This window comes from Paenibacillus sp. FSL H3-0333, from assembly GCF_038002805.1.
GTDB lineage: Bacteria > Bacillota > Bacilli > Paenibacillales > Paenibacillaceae > Paenibacillus_AQ > Paenibacillus_AQ silagei.
Genome location: NZ_JBBODG010000001.1, coordinates 5851265 through 5869260 on the forward strand (window position 1 = coordinate 5851265; position 17996 = coordinate 5869260).

16 protein-coding genes and 2 tRNA genes are annotated in these 17996 nt (G+C 49.9%); 4 read left to right on the forward strand and 14 right to left on the reverse strand.

The features are described from left to right. Positions 1–138 precede the first annotated feature (138 nt). The 3 genes from MHH78_RS25890 to MHH78_RS25900 form a co-directional block, all read right to left on the reverse strand. Positions 139–4962 (reverse strand): Ig-like domain-containing protein, encoded by a 4824-nt coding sequence (locus MHH78_RS25890; protein WP_341169292.1) that lies wholly within the window; start codon positions 4960–4962, stop codon positions 139–141. A 213-nt stretch (positions 4963–5175) separates the two neighbouring features. Next, entirely contained in the window at positions 5176–5502 is a 327-nt protein-coding gene (locus MHH78_RS25895) for a carboxymuconolactone decarboxylase family protein (protein ID WP_341169293.1), read from the reverse strand. Between the two features lie 29 nt (positions 5503–5531). Then, positions 5532–5918 carry a tautomerase family protein gene (locus MHH78_RS25900; protein WP_076085118.1) on the reverse strand — a complete coding sequence of 129 codons (387 nt, stop codon included), beginning with the start codon at positions 5916–5918 and terminating at the stop codon, positions 5532–5534. A gap of 110 nt (positions 5919–6028) precedes the next feature. Here MHH78_RS25900 and MHH78_RS25905 point away from each other — a divergent pair, with 110 nt between their 5' ends. Continuing rightward, positions 6029–6925, forward strand: a complete 897-nt coding sequence (locus tag MHH78_RS25905; protein ID WP_341169294.1) for a LysR family transcriptional regulator — start codon at positions 6029–6031, stop codon at positions 6923–6925. Here MHH78_RS25905 and MHH78_RS25910 read toward each other — a convergent pair. From MHH78_RS25910 to MHH78_RS25925, 4 genes are all read right to left on the reverse strand, one after another. Then, complete coding sequence (locus MHH78_RS25910) at positions 6908–7360, reverse strand: hypothetical protein (protein ID WP_341169295.1); 453 nt, start codon at positions 7358–7360, stop codon at positions 6908–6910. The genes MHH78_RS25905 and MHH78_RS25910 overlap by 18 nt on opposite strands. 20 nt (positions 7361–7380) lie before the next feature. Beyond that, entirely contained in the window at positions 7381–7974 is a 594-nt protein-coding gene (locus MHH78_RS25915) for a TetR/AcrR family transcriptional regulator (RefSeq protein ID WP_341169296.1), read from the reverse strand. A gap of 214 nt (positions 7975–8188) precedes the next feature. Next, a complete protein-coding gene (locus MHH78_RS25920) occupies positions 8189–8323 on the reverse strand; it encodes a hypothetical protein (RefSeq protein ID WP_341169297.1) in 135 nt (44 codons plus the stop codon). Positions 8324–8410: 87 nt separating this feature from the next. Next, on the reverse strand, positions 8411–10096 hold the full coding sequence (locus MHH78_RS25925; RefSeq protein WP_341169298.1) for a recombinase family protein: 1686 nt from the start codon (positions 10094–10096) through the stop codon (positions 8411–8413). 121 nt (positions 10097–10217) lie between these two features. Between MHH78_RS25925 and MHH78_RS25930 the strand changes: the two genes are divergently transcribed. Together MHH78_RS25930 and MHH78_RS25935 are read left to right on the forward strand one after the other, a co-directional pair. Beyond that, a tRNA-Ala gene (locus MHH78_RS25930) sits at positions 10218–10292 on the forward strand. A gap of 6 nt (positions 10293–10298) precedes the next feature. Continuing rightward, positions 10299–10371: transfer RNA gene (locus MHH78_RS25935), tRNA-Lys, on the forward strand. Positions 10372–10568: 197 nt separating this feature from the next. Here the strand turns inward: MHH78_RS25935 and nrdR are convergent. Continuing rightward, entirely contained in the window at positions 10569–11045 is a 477-nt protein-coding gene (nrdR, locus tag MHH78_RS25940) for a transcriptional regulator NrdR (protein WP_036695870.1), read from the reverse strand. A gap of 165 nt (positions 11046–11210) precedes the next feature. On the opposite strand from nrdR, the gene MHH78_RS25945 reads away from it, so the two are divergent. Continuing rightward, entirely contained in the window at positions 11211–11429 is a 219-nt protein-coding gene (locus MHH78_RS25945) for an alpha/beta-type small acid-soluble spore protein (RefSeq protein WP_036695868.1), read from the forward strand. A gap of 101 nt (positions 11430–11530) precedes the next feature. Here MHH78_RS25945 and MHH78_RS25950 read toward each other — a convergent pair whose 3' ends face one another. From MHH78_RS25950 to phoU, 6 genes are all read right to left on the reverse strand, one after another. Then, positions 11531–12094, reverse strand: a complete 564-nt coding sequence (locus tag MHH78_RS25950) for a lytic transglycosylase domain-containing protein (RefSeq protein WP_339314825.1) — start codon at positions 12092–12094, stop codon at positions 11531–11533. Beyond that, positions 12094–12690, reverse strand: coding sequence for a dephospho-CoA kinase (gene coaE, locus MHH78_RS25955; RefSeq protein WP_341169299.1), 597 nt, complete (start codon positions 12688–12690; stop codon positions 12094–12096). Before coaE ends, MHH78_RS25950 begins: the two co-directional genes overlap by 1 nt. A 9-nt stretch (positions 12691–12699) precedes the next feature. After that, entirely contained in the window at positions 12700–13422 is a 723-nt protein-coding gene (locus MHH78_RS25960) for a manganese efflux pump (protein WP_341169300.1), read from the reverse strand. A 178-nt stretch (positions 13423–13600) separates the two neighbouring features. Beyond that, positions 13601–14443, reverse strand: coding sequence for a DNA-formamidopyrimidine glycosylase (mutM, locus tag MHH78_RS25965; RefSeq protein WP_341170381.1), 843 nt, complete (start codon positions 14441–14443; stop codon positions 13601–13603). Between the two features lie 51 nt (positions 14444–14494). Beyond that, positions 14495–17167 (reverse strand): DNA polymerase I, encoded by a 2673-nt coding sequence (gene polA / locus MHH78_RS25970; RefSeq protein ID WP_341169301.1) that lies wholly within the window; start codon positions 17165–17167, stop codon positions 14495–14497. A gap of 148 nt (positions 17168–17315) precedes the next feature. Then, entirely contained in the window at positions 17316–17975 is a 660-nt protein-coding gene (gene phoU / locus MHH78_RS25975) for a phosphate signaling complex protein PhoU (protein WP_076082856.1), read from the reverse strand. Positions 17976–17996: the final 21 nt, after the last annotated feature.

Sequence of the window (17996 nt, forward strand, 5' to 3'; positions counted from 1 at the left end):
TTCAAGCCGGCCTAATGTGGTCGGTTTTTCGATTACATTGGACCCACATGCTCTCGTGGCAGCCTATAGCTTCAGCCGCACACAAAACAGCCCTTCCCCGTCAAAGACGGATGGAAGGGCTGTTTTGCTGTAATTATTTTATTCTGCAGAATGATCTACAGAAGCTGCCTGGATGCTGCCGAATGCCCAATAGCTCGCCGGGACATCCGTCCACTTCTGAGCCGCGCTGGTCAGCGGAGCGATGCCAAGGGCACGGTTAACGATAGTTACGGCTTCAGCACGCGTTAACGTCTGGTCTGGACGGAATGTGCCGTCTTCGTAGCCGGTGATGATGCCAGCCTGGGACATCCGCTCCACGGCGGCCTGCGCCCAGTGCCCGGCAATATCACTGAAGCCAGCCGCATGGTCTTGGGCGCTAGTGATCAAGCGGGACAAGATTGTCGCCATTTCAGCTCTGGTAATCGTCTGGTTAGGCTGGAAGCTACCTCCGCCGTAGCCTTTCATAATGCCGCTTCGCGTCACTTGACCGATGGCGTCTGCCGCCCAGTGTCCGGCAGGAACATCGGAATACGCTACTCCAGCAGTAACAGCGGACTGGCTGAAGGTGCGGGCAATGATGCTGGCCGCTTCAGCCCGGGTGATGCTGCTCCCTGGCTTGAAGGTGCCATCGGCATAACCCGTCATATACGCCTTCACCTGCACCGCAGGATCTTGTGCAAGTACAACGGTAAAGGTACTAAATTTGCTGATGCTAAATTGAATGCCTGACTTTCCGGTCTGGCCGAAAGGTACGATCTCTCCCTTGACCAATTCTTTGGTGCCGTCGCTGTGCTGGATGAAGACCGCAAGTGTCTTCAACTGTTCTGCCGTTAACGAAGAGTTGCCAAGCGGCAATACCAGTGTAACCGGACGGCTCTGCAGATTGGTCTCAATCGTTACAGGACGGCTTACTAATGTAACTGTCGCACCGCGGGATACACTCTGCACCTGTGCTTTGGCAAGGGCTTCAACCTCTGCGCTCTGCTGTGATGTCTTCAATGGAACGAGGTTGAAATAAATATCTGTACCGAATCCAGCCATTGAGCTGCCCGGCACCTTCACCTCAGCATTCACTGTGAATAGATCCAGCATGATCTGATTATCAGCAAATTGCTTACTGGAAGCTGCCGGAATGGTCAGTCTGGTTCCGGCAACCTCATCATTCTTATCAGGCACGATGATTCTGGCAATATTGGACCCGGCCGCCTTAAGCTCATTGACTGCCCGGATCGCCTGCTCCAATGTGAACGTAAGAGTATCACTCTTCACGCCGTTCGCATCCTTGGTGCGGGTAATGACAACGGAGGATACCATGGAGCCTTGAGCAGCCCCGTTTTCAACGTTTGCGTTAATACTTTCTGTCTGAGGACTTGGTGTTGGAACAGGAGCCGGGGCTCCCCCACCTGATCCTGAACCACTGCCGCCCGGTGCCGGTGTAGGAGATTCAGATGGCGTGACTGGAACAGGAACTGTTGTGAAACTCCAGAGCTTACTATCCGCAAGTCCTGCATAACTGTTACCTGCTTCATCTGTAAAAGCACCCGGTTGTATAAGCACGTAATAGCTGCCGCCCTGCTTCAGCAGGCCGTTCGTGTTGATGCTGACGGTTGAGTTCGCAATCGAAACTAGCGTCTTGTCGTCCGCTTTAATCGACTTAACGACTTCACCATTCTCTGCATTTACAATCTCAATATTGCCTTTTCCCGCAAGTATATTCTCGTTAAAAGTCAATGTGAGTGCAGCCGATACAGGCACATGCGTTGCATTACCTGCCGGACTGTAAGCTGTCACTACCGGGGCTGCTGTATCCGGCGCACTGGTAGTCACAAACCGCCAGGCGTTGATACCTGTAATGCCGGCATAGCTGTTGCCCGCGTTATCTCTAAATGCTCCCTCTGTAACCCGTACAAAGTAACTCGTCCCATGCTCCAGGTTAGCCACCGGATTGATGGTTACGACATTGTTCAGGATCGTTACCATGTCCGAAAGTGCTGGAATCGTCAAGACCGGATGAATATCATCAGTGCTGCGGAAAATCTCAATGGTACCAGCAGCCGCCCGTACATTTTCGCTGAAAGTAAGGGTCAGATTCGCGTTAACTGCTATTTCTGTGGCCCATGGCTCCGGCGAATAGGTAATCACCGTTGGCGAGATCCGATCGGGTGCATCTGTAGTTGTGAACTGCCAGACTGTGCTCTCTGCATTGCCGGCATAGCTGTTGCCTGAGAGATCAGTAAATGCCCCGGCTCCAATCTGTACATAGTAGCTCGCACCATACTTCAGATCATCCGTAGGATTAATCGTCACTACATTGCTATGGATAGTTACATTCCCTGAAGTCGCAGGAATCGTCGCTGCCGGTGTATGATTCGCACTATTGTAAATGACGATATTGCCTGCTCCAGCCTTTACATTCTCGCTGAAGGTAAGGGTCAGATTAGCATCTGTTGCTACATCCGCTGCCCCATTTACAGGCGTAAAATGCTCTAATGCAGGAGCTGTCGTATCCGGCGCAGCCGTTGTGGTGAACTGCCACGTGGTGTCGTCTGCGATACCGGCATAGTAATTGCCGGATGCATCGGCAAAAGCATCTGCGCTAATCCGCACATGGTAGCTTGTACCATATTCCAAATTGTCAGCCTGATTAATCGTGACTACGTTGTTCAGAATGCTTACGTCCTTCGCAGCAATGATAGCCGCTATTTGGTCAGACGAGTTGTTGTAAATCACAATACTGCCTTCCCCTGCTTGTACATTCTCGCTAAAAGCAAGCTCCAGATTAGCACCAACCGCTACCTCTGTTGCCCCATTCATAGGCGAGTATGTGCTTACGATTGGCGCGGTCGTATCCGGTTCGCTGGTGGTACTAAAGCGCCAGGTTGTATTGTTAGTGATACCGGCATAGCTGTTGCCCGACATATCCGTAAATGTACCATTATCAATCTGGACATAATAGCTTGCACCATAATCCAGATCAGCCTCGGGGTTAATCGTTACAACTTTGCCGTCAATGATTACTTCATCAGAATCAACAGGGAGCGTCACAGGAGGAACTTCGCTGTTCGTGCTGTTGATTAACTTAATTTGGCCTTCACCCTTCTGTACATCCTCATTAAAGGTAAGGGTCAGATTAGTGCCAATCTCTACCCCAGTTGCATTATCGGCAGGAATATAACTGCTAACCACAGGCGGTGTAGTATCAGGCGCTTCTTCTGTTGTGAACTGCCAGGTTTCCTTGTCCGAAATACCTGCATAAGAGTTAGCGTTTTCTGCTAGATCTTTGAAAGCTCCTTCATCGATGTTTACAAAGTACGTAGTACTGTACTTAAAATCATCATACGGAACAATGGTTACCACGTTATCCTTAACCGTGACATCCGCTGAGTTAACCGGAATTACCATTAGGTTACCTTCGTCCGTACTGTCATAAATCAGAATGTTGCCGCTGTCTGTCGTTACATCCTCACTGAATGTGAGCGTCAGATTTGTGTCAATGGTTACTCCTACCGCCCCTGGCACAGGAGAATAATCACTTACAGTCGGAGCTTCCGTATCACCCGGCCCAGCAACTGTCGTGAAACTCCACTCTTCCGCTGTGATTGCTGCATTGCCGCTTGCACCGTTAGTGAAAGCATTCTCGTCAACTGTAACGGCATATTTCGTCCCTGGATCAAAATTTTTGCCCGGATTAATCGTTACCGTATTGGTAGCTGGATTTACTGTTACTCTGCTGGCGTCATCCGCCGGGATGGTTTCAACCGGGGTAGATGTATCCGCAGCCTTGAAAATATAAATATTTTCAGTTCCCGCCTCTACTGGTTGATTAAACATGATCTCCAGATTTCTATCTACATCTACATCCGTCTCATCATTCCCTGGAGTCAAACTGAGCACCCGCGGGATGTTGGGAACGACATAAGACATAATGATCTCTCCGGAATCACCCGCTGCGATAAATTGATTAAGACCTTGGAAAAATACGATACCATTAAGATTAGCCATTGCGTTTGTAGTCTCAGGCTTCCACGTTTGCCCCAGATCGGTAGTGGAGAACACTTTCCCGCCATCTCCTGCGGCCATAAATACGCTGTTGCCGAAAGTTATTCCATTCAGGTTCACTTTCGATTCAAGGACCTTTGCTGCGCCTTTCGAACTTTCCGGAGAGGTAATAATAGTTCCAGACGCACCAACCGCTACGAACATTCCGCCGCCAAAGGTGATTCCGTTCAATTTGTTGGTTGTTTTACTTGTCATCTTGGTCCAATCAGATCCATCTTTGGACATTACCACTGTACCGTTATCACCCACCGCTACAAACGTACCGTTGTTGTAAGCCACAGCGTTCAGATTCTCATTAGTTGCTGAATATACTATCTCCCAGTCAGTGCCAGTGTCACTTTTCTCCATGATAAATCCTGAATCTCCAACTAGAACTAATTTTTCATCTCCGTAACTGACTCCATTCCAGTTCATACCGAAGGATCCATCGGAGGGTGTCCAGGATACGCCATCTGTTGACGTTAGGAGGATCCCATTGTCACCGACTGCAACGAATTCGCCGCCTGTGCCCTTATGAATAATGCTATTCAAATCCTCGTTTACACCAGAATCACGAACAGCCCATGTCGAAGGGCTGCTTGCGGTAACAATTTTCCCTGCTTTCCCCACTGCAACTAAAGTATCTGAGCCTATAGCAACTCCGTTTACGTTGATGTCGTCTGGCAGCGGACCAACATTGTCCCAGCTTGCCGCACCATTGTCCGTTGAACCCGCATATACCGGAAAGGCTCCGGTCCAAACCAAGCTGATCACGAGTAACAACGAGAAATATTTTTTCAATCCCTTACCCTTAAACAAATGTATCGTTCCCCCTTGTTCATTCATCCTGTGCGCTATATTGCAAGTTCTGCTGGAGTCTAGCATCTGCCCCCTTAGAAAATTTCATTTCTGCGCCCATTCTATCAGACAGCTCTAAACAAACTCTTAACAATTCTCGACAAAAACCGATTCATCAGGACCTAATTGGGGTATAGCTCTAAAAAAAATGAAAAAACAGCGATTTTCTAACCTCTTATCAAAAAAATTGTCTAAACCAAAAAAAGCGCACGGAGCTTTCGCTCACATGCGCAATTGTGGTTATATTTCCTCGAAAATCCCCTTGGCAACCTGTATCGCCGATGCGGCACGCGGCCAACCTCCATAAAAGGCGAGGTGAGTCATTGCCTCGATCAATTCTTCTTCGGATAGACCGTTCTCCAGGGCCAGACGGATATGAAAGGGTAACTGCTCGGTAAGCCCTCCGGCAACCAGGGCCGATATCGTCAGGAGACTGCGTTCCCGAAGCGATAATTGTTCCCTTCTCCATACCTCCCCGAAGAGCACCTCCTCCGAATAGCGGGCGAACGAAGGAGCAATATCTCCAAATGCTTCAAGAACATTCGATGCAATTCTCCGATGCTTCATTCCAATACCTCTCTTCCTTATATGAACATTCATTCAATCATCTGTGCGATGCCATTGCCAAACGTCCAGTCCTCGAATTCTGTATCGACCAGTACGACGAAGACGTCTTCTTTCCTGATGTCCAGTGTACTCGACAACGTCTCGGCCAGCTTGCTGTAAAAGCCCCTTTTCTGCTCCTTGCTTCTCCCGGATTTGAGCGTAATCTGAATATAGAGCAGCCCATCCGTTCGCTCTATGTTTAAATAATTCGGACTGTAATAAAATTCGCTTGCTTTATGGGCATGGTAGACTTGAAAGAAATCATCTTGCGGCACGTTAAAATATTCCCTTAGAGCACTCATAATTTCGCGGCTAATGATAGGCAGCTGTTGGTCATCGTATTTGTTCTCCAAGTAACTGACTCTGACAAAAGGCATGTCATTTCACTCCTTTACTGGTGTAACTTCATTGTACTCCCCGCCTCTTATTCTGTATAATTGAATTAAATAATACGTAAATTCAAATTATAAGATGGAGATATCTGCTAATGGACCTAAAAGAACTAACTACATTTCAAACCATCCTGCAAGAAGGAAACTTCTCTAAAGCAGCCGCCAAACTAAACTACGCACAATCCACAATCACCAATCAGGTTCAACGTCTGGAGAAGGAACTGGGCATCAAGCTGTTCAAACGGGGCTGGGATTCTGAGCTTACAGCTTCGGGGCGAATATTTGCCGCTGAGATCGACAGTCTGATCCGACATTGGAACTATGTTGCGGACCAGGCAAAAGCTCTGCAAAAAGAAGAGATCGGTACGATTAGTATCGGTGGGCTGGAATCGTTGACGGAGCATGTACTGCCAAAGTCGCTTCTTCGCTTCATGGAGCATAAGCCTAATGTATCCTGCCATTTTGTGATCGGTAACACCGCTTCGCTCTCGCATGCACTGCTTCAGAATCAATTGGATTTTGCCATCTGTGGAGAGCCTGTTGACCTATCTTCGTATCACTTCGAACCCTTGTATCAGGAGCGGATATCTTTTATCGCAGGGAACAACCACCCTTTGGCCGCAAAAGATGAGATCACTTTCGAGGAATTGCTTGGTTATCCAATCATTGCCGGGGGAGCTACCTGTCTATATCATTCCCAATTAGCGAAGCATTTCTCCCGGTACACCGAAACTCCCTTTCTGCATACCGTAAGTCAAATCTCCGCCATTGCGGGCTTCGTCCGGCAAATCCCTTCTATCGGAGCCGTCCTCGAATCTACGCCATTACCTCCGAATGTCGTAAGACTTCATATTGAGCTGAAGAACGCCTCCATTCCCGTTGGCCTGCTGCAATCACGCAATGTTGAGTATCATTCCTCATCCAAGAAGCTTTTAATGCAATTTGTAAAAGAGGAGCTGGAGTCCTGTCCACGATTAAGGCAGGTAGAGTAACGGGGATGCGAGCAGCACTGCAGTGATAAAAACGAGCTGAATCCCTATGCGGACCGGTAATTTCGGCACAGGCTTGCCCCCGATTGTCATATTACTGCGTGCTGCATAGATATTGGCGGGGAGCATGGCAATAAGAAGCAAGATCAGGCATACAGAAACAGTTGCTGAGAAAGCGGGCAGCAGGATACCTATAGCTCCGGCCATTTCCAGAATCCCGGTAACCGTCACGATCCATTCTTTCTGCGGAAAAGCAGGCGGCACCATTCTTACCAAATCGGAGCGCCGTCGTCCCCAGTGGGCAGAAGCACCCAATAGCAGCATAATGGATACGGCCCATTGAAGAGATGTCTGCCAGTCATCCCAATAAGTCAAACCCAGCAGACCAACCATCCGGAACAGTAAAAAGGATACGATAAGCGCTATAAAAGGAACCATTGCATCTTCCTCCCTCAACTTTAATTTTTCAGGATACCCGCCATAAAGCCGGCTACCTCTTTCGCTGACAGGGACTCGGAAGAGGCGCGCATGGAGGTGCGTACCCGCAGACCCAGCGACAGCAGGACGAACAGTTCCGCCGTCTCATCAGGATTAACGCTGTCTTTGATCACCCCGTACTTTTGCCCCGTGATAATCCACTGTCTGGAGACTGACACCGACCGCTCATGAAAATGCTCAAGCACCTCTGCTACCGCCGGTTCATTCTCCTTGCCCAGCAGATATAGGAGCACCTTGTTGGTCGCTTCATGGCTGTCTTCCAATCCGGCAAGACTTCTGGCGATGGCATGCATCGGCCCGTCGAAGCTTTTATCAATGCTGCCTCTTACTTCCTCCTCAAAACGATCATTCACAGCGTCAAGCCGCTCCTCCAGGACCCAGGCAAAAATCTCATCCTTGCTCTTCACATAATGAAATATCGCCCCCTTAGATAATTGCGACTGCTCCATAATATCCTTCAAGGTAATGGCATGACAGCTCTTGTCCCGCAGCAGCTCCTTGGTCCCCTCCAGCAGCTGCCGGATCGTCTGCTCCCGCCGGTCTGCGTTCTTCATCGCTATTCTCCTCTTCTGCCTTGCATAGTTTAGATTAGATTAAATTAGAATATGATTACTATTGATTATACATACCGACCATCGGTTTGTAAATTAGTGTGTAAATAAAAAAAGGCTCGGAATGTTCCGGATAACGTGGAGTAATTCCTCCATCATTTCTCCGGCTCCCGCCCCCGTAATTTTAATACCTGTCCGATCTGGATCTTATATCCAGTTACACCTCTTCATCCTCTTCGTCTTCATCATCAAAACCGCTATATTGATCCGGTGCCTCTCCCTCGATCTCCTTAATCATAGGCAGCTTCTGTCCCGGCTTCACTTCTGTCTCTCCCAGATATTGAACAATCATTCTCCACTCATCGCCATAATCGAATAAGAGGAGCAGCTAAGTTATCATTCAATTAAGGGAGGCCACTTAAGAATCAGGATTAGGACGTTAGCCTCTTGAATGCCAGCGATGCGTTCTTTTCTGCAGTTCAGTTATATTGCCATTCCCGGCACTCGATAAGAATTTTGTAATATCCAGCTTAAATTCAATTTCAATCTGATCTTTGAATACAGTTATCCTTTCAATGAGCCATCTCAACATAACTTTCTTTCTGTCATGGCTAGCTTCTTTATATTTTGGAATCCACTCCCTAATATTTTCAGACAATTCTTTAATTTCACTTAATTCTAGCTTTTTCGTCTGGAGCTGCTCCTCAAGCAATCTGACTTCCTGATCAAGTTTTTGCAGTTCCTTTTCTTTTTCCTCAATCATTTCATTTAATAGTTCAGGCTTGAAGGCACTCTTTCCCAAAATACTTTTTGTCACTTCTTTTTTTAGTGTGTTCAATTCATCATATTCGCTTGCCAACTCTTGGTTTTTTTTATCAAGGGTTTCTTTAATATCCTCATACTCCACTAGGTCGTAATCTCTGGCAAATTCTATGTAGTCTATCTTTTTCACAGATGCGAGATAATTATTGATAACAACAGCTACACTATCTTCAATTTTATTTTGTGCATAAATAGTCTGCCCCTTGCAATCAACCTTCCTTAACGCTTTACCAGAACATCGATAAACCGCTCGTTTCCACATTTGAATCGTACCATCAGCAAGGGTGTATTTTTTGGCATTATATGTTGTAGTCAAAGGGGAGCCACAATAACCACATTTTATAAATCCGACTAGGAGAAGGGGGCCTACCGAGGTGTTAATTCGTTCCCGACTATGGTCTTTAACTTGCTCTTTCGACCTAGAACTTCTTAATAATTGGATATTATCAAAGTCATCTTCATCGATAATTACCAATTGAAGTTGTTGTTTTTCGGGCATCGTCCATTCCGCTCTGCCTTTAGTCTCAAAAATTCCTTCAACCGATTTACGTTTTCCATAGGCCGGATAGCCTTTGTACACAGGATTTCTTAGAATAAAGTTCACAGCAGCAGTGTTCCATTTACCTCCGGTAGCAGTGGGGATTGTATTTTCATTAAGAAACTTAGCGATTCGATTACTTCCAAAACCCTCTTTTATCACCATATTGAACATCTGTCTGACAACAGCTGCCTGTTCTTCATTGATCTGCAGCTTCATCAGCTCTTTTCCTTTCTTATTTTTAATTCCTGAAGGTGTTAATCTGTACCCGAATGGAGCAGTGCCACCTCTAAAAGCACCATCTTCAGCCATTTGTGTATGTTTTTCATCAACGCGTATCGAAGTTTTTTGGGATTCGTTATTTGATTGCCAAAATCTTAGGAAGTTTGTAACGTCGTGTCCTTCCTCTGTGAATTCTTGTTGACCTTCTTTTACTGACCAAACTTCAATTCCTTTTGAGTTGAACCATTCTAATAATAGCGGAGTTTCATATGTCCTTCTTCCTAATCTGTCGAACATAAAACAAAGCAATACATCAAAGTGGCTATTTTCTGCATCATATTTAGCACGTTGAATTTCATCTCTGTCCTCAATCGCTGTCTTATATCCAGAAACGCCTTTCTCTGTATACTCCTTTACCAACACCCAACCCTTACTATTAATGAATTCCTGACAAGCCCTACGTTGCAAAGGAATATCATTACCTTCAAGTTGACCCTTAGTTGATACTCTATAAAATGCTGCGACCCGCTTTTTAATCCCCATATCGAAAGACCTCCAATCAGTCGTATATACTACCATATATTAAACCTAATTATTCTTTTTGTAAATAATGTTGACTGAGAATTATATTTATGATATATTATTTCTTGTGAGAAAAACGAATGGGGAATTAGTTCAGTGGGAGAACGCTTCGCTGGCAGCGAAGAGGTCAGGGGTTCGAATCCCCTATTCTCCACCATTCCATGGACTCTTAGCTCAGTTGGTAGAGCAGTAGACTCTTAATCTATTTGTCCAGGGTTCGAGCCCCTGAGAGTCCATCACATTATGAAAGACCCTGATGAGGGTCTTTTTTTTGTTCAAATTATAGCCCCCATCCGTCCTATTCATTCAATAAAGCTACTCAAAAAGGCGCCCATCGGCTCATTCACCAATAAGCACCTTGTATATTTGTGTAGCTGTCCCGTAGACCGCAGAGCTAGCCTCGCTCCCCTATAAGAACTATTACTCCCTCCACCTACAGCCCGTCCAGCTCCTCCGTGTTCTTGGACAGCAGTCCCTTCAGTTCCTTCATGAACATGTTAATGTCCTTGAACTGGCGGTACACGGACGCGAAGCGGACGTAGGCTACCTCGTCGACAGGGTAGAGCTGCTCCATGACCAGCTCGCCGATCTGGCGGCTCTCGATCTCGGCGAGGGCGATGCCGCGCAGGCTTTTCTCCACCTCAGATACGATGACCTCCAGACGCTCTACAGGGACCGGACGCTTCTCGCAGGCACGGATCAGGCCACGGAGGATTTTGTCACGGCTGAACTCTTCACGGCTGCCGCCTTTTTTGATCACAATCAGGGGGGTCTCTTCAATCATCTCGAAGGTGGTGAAACGGCGGCTGCACAGCTCGCATTCCCGCCTGCGGCGGATGGACTTATTCTCATTGGCCGGGCGCGAGTCCAAGACTTTGGTGTTGGTGTGGTCGCAGTAAGGACATTTCATAAGCTTCTTCACTTCCTCATCATTAGAATGGTCAGGCCCCGCCCCTTGATACACAAGGGCTATGCGGGCATCATTTAATTTCCAGAAAACACCGTTTATTTGTTGTTATGAATCTGACATGTCCGGCACATAATACAGTTACCAACCGATAGGAGGTGAACAGCAATGAGCCAAAATAACAACTCCAATAACCTGGTAGCTCCAAACTCACGCGGTGCCTTGGAACAACTGAAATATGAAGTTGCCCAGGAACTAGGTATCACCCTCTCCCCAGACGGATACCAAGGCAATAAAACTTCTTACGAAAACGGTTCGATCGGTGGTTACATCACTAAACGTCTTGTAACCCTGGCTGAACAGCAATTGGCAGGTCAGTACAAATAATAACCTGCTAAGCGCAACATAAGCTTGCCTAAGAAGTATCGAACGGCCTCCGGCCGTTTGATGCTTCTTTTTACATAACAGCAGCAGAAGTAACAAGCACCCTAGAACTCACTGTAGAGCTCGGTGTATTGATCATAATAATAAATTACACGCTGCACGTAGTGACGCGTCTCACCGAACGGAATGTCCTTCACAGAGGCTTCTGTTCCGTCCCATTGCCCTTCATCCAACCAGCTCTGCACCTTACCAGGCCCGGCATTATAGGCGGCTATGACCGCTATACGGTTGCCGTCGAACTGCTTGGACAGCGTAGACAAATACCAGGTGCCCAGTTCAATATTGGAGGAGGGCTCTTGCTTCAGCCGCTCCAGCGACACGTCGGGGAGCTTGGCCTTTTCGAGCGCCCACTTGGCGGTATCCGGCATGAGCTGCATGAGCCCCAGTGCGCCTTTTTTGGATTCGCGGCCGGTCTTATAATTGGTCTCCACACGGATGATGGACGCCACCAGGAACGGGTCCATCTCATACGTCTGGCTGTGCTGGCGGATCTCTGCTTTATAATAAATGGGATAAAACCATGACATCCAGTTGGAGCCGAGAAACAGAATCGCGGTGAAGCCGATGAACAGCAGCAGCAGGACTCTTTTTTTGCGCAGCCACTTCATCATATCAGGCCCAGCCTGTCCCACAGACGGGCAACCTGAAGCTCGGCAGACTCAGGATCACCACTGTTGTCAATCACATAATTCGCTTTCCTGCGCTTGAGTTCAATATCCATCTGGGACCTCAACCGGTCCTCAGCCTGTTCCAGCTTCATTCCGCTGCGCTCCATGAGGCGGGCTAACTGCACCCTCCTCGGAACATAGACCACAATAATCTGATCAAACAAGGAATCCAGCTCTGATTCGTAGAGCAGCGGAATGTCCACAATGACCAGCCGTTGCGGATTCTCCTGTTCAAGCGCATACATTCTGTCCTTGATCTCCCTGCGTATTGCCGGATGGGTCAGGTTATTCAAAGTCTGGAGCGCCTCCGGGTCCCGGAAGACAATCTCGCCAAGACCTGCCCGGTCCAGCGAACCGTCAGGCAGCAGAATGCGGTCTCCAAAAGCCTCCACCGCCGCCGCCAGCACCGGGTGCCCGGGGAGCATCACCTCTCTGGCGATGACATCGGCATCCACCAGCGCAGCTCCCTTGCGGACAAACAGTGCAGACACGGTGCTTTTTCCCGAAGCGATGCCTCCGGTTAAGCCTATAATCATGTACTCACCTCATAATAACTTCATTATACCCATTACAATTAATAATATCGCGGGCAGCGCAGCGGCATGCTTCATCCAGTAGCTGCCTGATAATCTCAGTCCTGTCTTCATCCCCATCAGCAGAAAGGTCCCGCTGAATACAGCGATCATCAGCGAGGTGGACCACGGGCTGAATCCGAGTAGTGCCGCACCGAGGCCGGCACCGAAGGCATCCAGCGACAACGCGATCCCCAGAATCATGGCTTCCATGGAGGAGATGCTCCCCGAGGCATCCATATCCGCAGAAGATGGTGTGCGGAGAATCTGTATAACCACGCCCAGATGGCGAAGCTCCAGCGAGAATACGGCCGGCTTCAGCTCTGTCTCAGCAAGTTGTGCGGCAGCAGCCGTCTCCTGCCTGGTCTCCTGCCCGGAATTGCCCTTATCGGCTGCCGACGCAGGCTCTTCCTGCTCCTTCTCCTTCTGTGTCAGCATCTGGAACAGGGACCAGCAGCCCATTAAGACGAGAATAACCGCTCCGACACTGGAAGCGGCATTCGGGGAGACTACCTTTGCCAGCAGCACGCCGACCTGCATAGAACCATAAATGACGACCCCTGAACAGAGCGAGATAATGATAATGGAGAGCAGGGGAATTTTCATTTTACGCAGTCCATATGTAATGCCTACACCAAATCCATCCAGACTAAGCGCAAACGCAAGCAACAGCAGTGACAACAATGGGCTAAGCACCCGCAATCCCTCCCGTGAAGAACCGGAGCCGGAGCTCCGTTTCGCCATAATCAGCAATCTTCACACATTATATGGGCGGGACGGGCAGGAAGTGCCTGCCTTTATACATAACGGTTGTAACTCAGGTGTAACTAGCCCGGAAACGGGCTGTAAATGCAGCGCTGACTCTAAATAAAAATCACAGAATCAATACAGGTACCGGCTGGCAATTGGGACAATAATGCGTCCCCCGTCCGCCGACTACGCTCTTCTCAATCAGCGTGCCGCAGGTGGCACACGGCTGATCCTTGCGTCCGTAGATCTTGTGCTGATCCTGGTAACTCCCGCTCTCCCCCTGGCCGTTGACATACGACTTCACCGAGGAGCCTCCGGCATTCACCGCTTCCGTCAGTGTTGCGACGATAGCATGATGCAGTCTGGCCAACTGTTCCTCCGTGAGGGACTTCGCGGTCTCCTCCGGGTGGATCCCTGCACGGTGTAGGGACTCATCTACATAAATATTGCCGATACCTACTATATATTCCTGATTGAGCAGCAGCGGCTTGATCTTGGTGCTCCGCTTGGCGACAATCTCCTTGAACCGCTCCAGCGTGAAATCGGCATCCAGCGGCTCCTGCCCCAGCTTGTTCAGCGGCTTCAGCTGCAGATCCTCTCCCGGCTGGAACAGATGCATCGTCCCGAATTGGCGCACATCCGTATAACGCAGCTCCGTCCCATCTGTGAAATGGAAAATAACATGCGTATGCTTGTCCAGCAGCTCGCCCTCACGGTACACTCCGTAACGGCCCTCCATCCGCAGATGGGAGACCATCACCAGCCCGTCAAAGACGAAACGCAGAAACTTGCCTCTGCGTTCAACTGTAACCACACTATGGCCGGCCAGCATATGGGCAAAGGCCTGAATATCATCCGGGCGCTGAATAATCCGCGGCAGCCGGACGGTGACATGCTCTATCTGCTTGCCTGTAATTAACTCATTAAGTGTTCTTCTGACTGTTTCGACTTCCGGTAATTCCGGCATCATGGCTCACCTCCACTCCATTATACCGGATATCTGCCATGTGCGGGGAGCCTATTTCGCTTCGTACCAGTTGCTGCCATAACTTACCTCTGCCTTCAGCGGAACAGACAGCTGCAACGCTCCGGCCATCACCTCGGGCAGAAGCTGCTTCATTTGCTCCAGCTCCTCCTCCGGCACCTCAAACACTAACTCATCGTGTACCTGGAGCAGCATCCGGCTCTTCAGGCCGCGCTCATGCAACGCCTTGTCCATATGAACCATGGCCAGCTTGATAATATCCGCAGCGGTTCCCTGAATCGGCGTATTCATCGCCGTACGTTCTGCGAAGGAACGCAGATTGAAGTTCTTCGCATTGATCTCAGGCAGATAACGGCGGCGCTCCAGCAGCGTAGTGACATATCCCTGCTTCCGGGCCTCGACCACGATATCATCCATGTAACGGCGCACACCCTGGAATACCTCGAAATACTGCTCAATGAACCGGGCTGCTTCCTTACGGGGAATATTCAGGTTCTGCGACAGGCCGTAATCGCTGATGCCATACACAATGCCGAAGTTAACCGCCTTGGCGGAGCGGCGCATATTGCTGTCCACACTCTCCGCAGAGACGCCGAATACATCCATGGCGGTCTTAGTATGAATATCCATATCCTCGACAAAAGCTTCCTTCATCCGCTCATCGCCCGAGATATGCGCCAGCACACGCAGCTCGATCTGCGAGTAATCCGCCGCCAGAATCGACCAGCCCGGCTCGGAAGGCACGAATACCTTACGGATCTTGCGGCCCTCTTCGAGCCGGATCGGAATATTCTGCAGGTTCGGGAACTGGCTGCTTAGCCGGCCCGTGGCCGCAATCGTCTGCCGGTAAAAGGTGTGTACCTTGCCGGTCTCCGGCGAGATTTCCTTCATCAGACCTTCAACATACGTGGATTGCAGCTTGGCAATGGTACGGTATTGCAGAATCAGGCGCACAGCGTCATGATAAGGCGCAAGCTTTTCCAGTACCTCGGCATCCGTCGAATACCCGGTCTTCGTCTTCTTCACGACCGGCAGACCGAGCTTCACGAACAGAACCTCGCCCAGCTGCTTCGGAGAATTAAGATTGAATTCGGTTCCGCAAGCGGCATAGATCTCAGTGACCAGCCGGGAGATCTGGGCTTCAAATTCCTTGCCGAGCTGGACGAGATCATCCTTGTTAACAGCAATGCCCTGCTTCTCCATATCGGCGAGAATCCTCGACAGCGGCATCTCCAGGTCCTGGAAAAGGCCGGTCATGTCCGTCTTGTCCAGCTCCTCCTGCTGCTTCTGTACAATGCCAAGCACGGTCGCACTCTTACGGGCGACATGCTCACCGAGAATCTTAAGCTCAGGAATTCTATATTTGGCCCCTTTGCCGAAGACATCCTCATCCGGCGACAAGCGGGGCAGGCCGTATTTCGTGGTCAGGTCATTCAGATTCTGGCTGGCTTCGGTCGGGTCCAGCAGGTAGGCGGCAAGCTGAACATCGTTAGCGGCTCCGGCAAAAGCAATCCCCTGCCAATGCAGCGCCAGATCGGCACGGTGCAGATCATACCCGCTCTTCGATGCCTGTTCGTCACCAAGCCAGTCCAGCAGAGGTGCCGCAGCCTTACTCTTCAGCAGGGCAAAGGGCACAAAGTAATGCTGCTCCGGCGAAGACAGCCCGAGACCGATCACTTCGGCACGGTGCGGGTTCTCCCCGTTAGATTCCACATGCAGGGCGGAGATGCCCGGCAGTGCCTGAACCAGCTCGCCTATTCCGGATTCGTCAACAATTGTAATATTAAGCTCTGCGGCTTCCACCACGGGGGAACCCGTCAGGCTGCCGTCCGCCGCATGTGAATAGGCGCTCAGCGACAGGCGTTCCAGCAGCGAGCGGAATTCCAGCTTGGCGAGCGCAGGCCCAGCCGTGTCCGTGTTAATCCCGCTGAAGACCATATCCTCCCACGTATGCTCAAGCGGAACCTCGCGGTAGATCGTCGCCAACTTTTTGCTCATGACGGCGCTGTCCGCGTGCTCTTCCAGCTTCTCTTTCATCTTGCCCTTCAGCTCACCGGTTCCGGCCAGCACGCCCTCCACCGATCCGAACTGCTGGAGCAGCTTAAGCGCTGTCTTCTCCCCGACTCCCGGCACCCCGGGAATATTATCGCTGGCATCGCCCATCAGCCCCTTCAGATCAATGATCTGCTCTGGGGTGAGATCATATTTGTCACGGATCTGCTTAGGTCCGTAGAGTTCCACTTCCGTAACTCCCTTGCGCACCAGCGCTATGGTGGTATGTTCGGAAGCCAGCTGCAGCATATCCTTATCCCCGGACACAATCATCACCTGACGGCCGGCGGCATCCGCTTCCCTGGAGATGGTGCCGATAATATCGTCGGCCTCGTAGCCTGCAATCTCGAACTGCGGAACCCCCAGGCCCTTCAGCAGCTGCTTGAGCAGCGGGAACTGCTCGGACAGCTCCGGCGGGGTCTTCTGGCGCCCGCCCTTATAATCCTCATAGCCTTCATGCCGGAAGGTAATCTTCCCCGCGTCGAAGGCTACAATCATATGTGTCGGTTTATGCTCCTCCAGCAGACGCAGCAGCATCGTCGTGAAACCGTATACTGCATTCGTCTGCTGTCCCGCTGTATTCGTCAGCGGCGGCATGGCGAAGAACGCCCGGTAAATGATATTATTTCCATCAATGAGTATCAGCTTGTCCACACTAGCACCTCGCCTTTTTCTTGCTTTCTCCTTACATAGTAACATATGCTCCGCACCAAGACGAAATGGCTCTGCCACGAATCGCCGCTTTATGCCAAAATAAAAAACAAGCCCCGGAATGAAGGCTTGCCTCTGGCAGTCTATATTGTTATTGGTTCAAATCCGGACGTTTACCTGTAACCAGATACACTACACTCTCGCCAATATTCGTGGCATGATCGGCAATCCGCTCAATGTAACGGCCAACCAGTGTGAGCAGCATCGCCTGATTCACTGTTTCAGGCTTCTGAACCATATAAGTGTACAGTTCGTTAATCATCGCGCTGTACAGGCCATCGACCTGATCGTCATCCTGCGCCATTTTGTAGGCCAGATCCGTATTCTCGTCCAGATAAGACTGAATAGCCTCCGTGGTCATGATCGTGACAAGCTCAGCCATGCGCGGAATATCCACAAGCGGCTTAATCAGCTGCTGTCCCTGGATGCGCATCGTTACCTTGGCTACATCCAGTGCCAGATCGCCCATACGCTCCAGATCGCTGGAGATTTTGAAGGCTACAATAATGCGGCGCAGGTCCTTCGCCACCGGCTGCTGGGTGATGATCAGCCGTGAGCCGATCTCCATAATCCGGTCTTCCATAGCGTTCAGCCGCAGGTCCGCTTTGACAATCTCCTGCGCCCGTACCGTATCAAGGGTCTGCAGGGCCAGTATCGCACCGTCGAGTGCATCCGTTACATGCTCGCCCATCTGCTGCAGCAGGGAGCGCAGTTCTTCCAGATCTTTATCGAATTCTTTTCTGCGAATCATATCGAAAGTGATCCTCCTCAC

Bases quoted from the DNA above. Each gene is read 5' to 3' on its own strand.
- MHH78_RS25890 (WP_341169292.1), bottom strand. From the start codon at position 4,962: ATGCTAGACTCCAGCAGAACTTGCAATATAGCGCACAGGATGAATGAA.
- MHH78_RS25895 (WP_341169293.1), bottom strand. From the start codon at position 5,502: ATGAAGCATCGGAGAATTGCATCGAATGTTCTTGAAGCATTTGGAGAT.
- MHH78_RS25900 (WP_076085118.1), bottom strand. From the start codon at position 5,918: ATGCCTTTTGTCAGAGTCAGTTACTTGGAGAACAAATACGATGACCAA.
- MHH78_RS25905 (WP_341169294.1), top strand. From the start codon at position 6,029: ATGGACCTAAAAGAACTAACTACATTTCAAACCATCCTGCAAGAAGGA.
- MHH78_RS25910 (WP_341169295.1), bottom strand. From the start codon at position 7,360: ATGGTTCCTTTTATAGCGCTTATCGTATCCTTTTTACTGTTCCGGATG.
- MHH78_RS25915 (WP_341169296.1), bottom strand. From the start codon at position 7,974: ATGAAGAACGCAGACCGGCGGGAGCAGACGATCCGGCAGCTGCTGGAG.
- MHH78_RS25920 (WP_341169297.1), bottom strand. From the start codon at position 8,323: ATGATTGTTCAATATCTGGGAGAGACAGAAGTGAAGCCGGGACAGAAG.
- MHH78_RS25925 (WP_341169298.1), bottom strand. From the start codon at position 10,096: ATGGGGATTAAAAAGCGGGTCGCAGCATTTTATAGAGTATCAACTAAG.
- nrdR (WP_036695870.1), bottom strand. From the start codon at position 11,045: ATGAAATGTCCTTACTGCGACCACACCAACACCAAAGTCTTGGACTCG.
- MHH78_RS25945 (WP_036695868.1), top strand. From the start codon at position 11,211: ATGAGCCAAAATAACAACTCCAATAACCTGGTAGCTCCAAACTCACGC.
- MHH78_RS25950 (WP_339314825.1), bottom strand. From the start codon at position 12,094: ATGAAGTGGCTGCGCAAAAAAAGAGTCCTGCTGCTGCTGTTCATCGGC.
- coaE (WP_341169299.1), bottom strand. From the start codon at position 12,690: ATGATTATAGGCTTAACCGGAGGCATCGCTTCGGGAAAAAGCACCGTG.
- mutM (WP_341170381.1), bottom strand. From the start codon at position 14,443: ATGCCGGAATTACCGGAAGTCGAAACAGTCAGAAGAACACTTAATGAG.
- phoU (WP_076082856.1), bottom strand. From the start codon at position 17,975: ATGATTCGCAGAAAAGAATTCGATAAAGATCTGGAAGAACTGCGCTCC.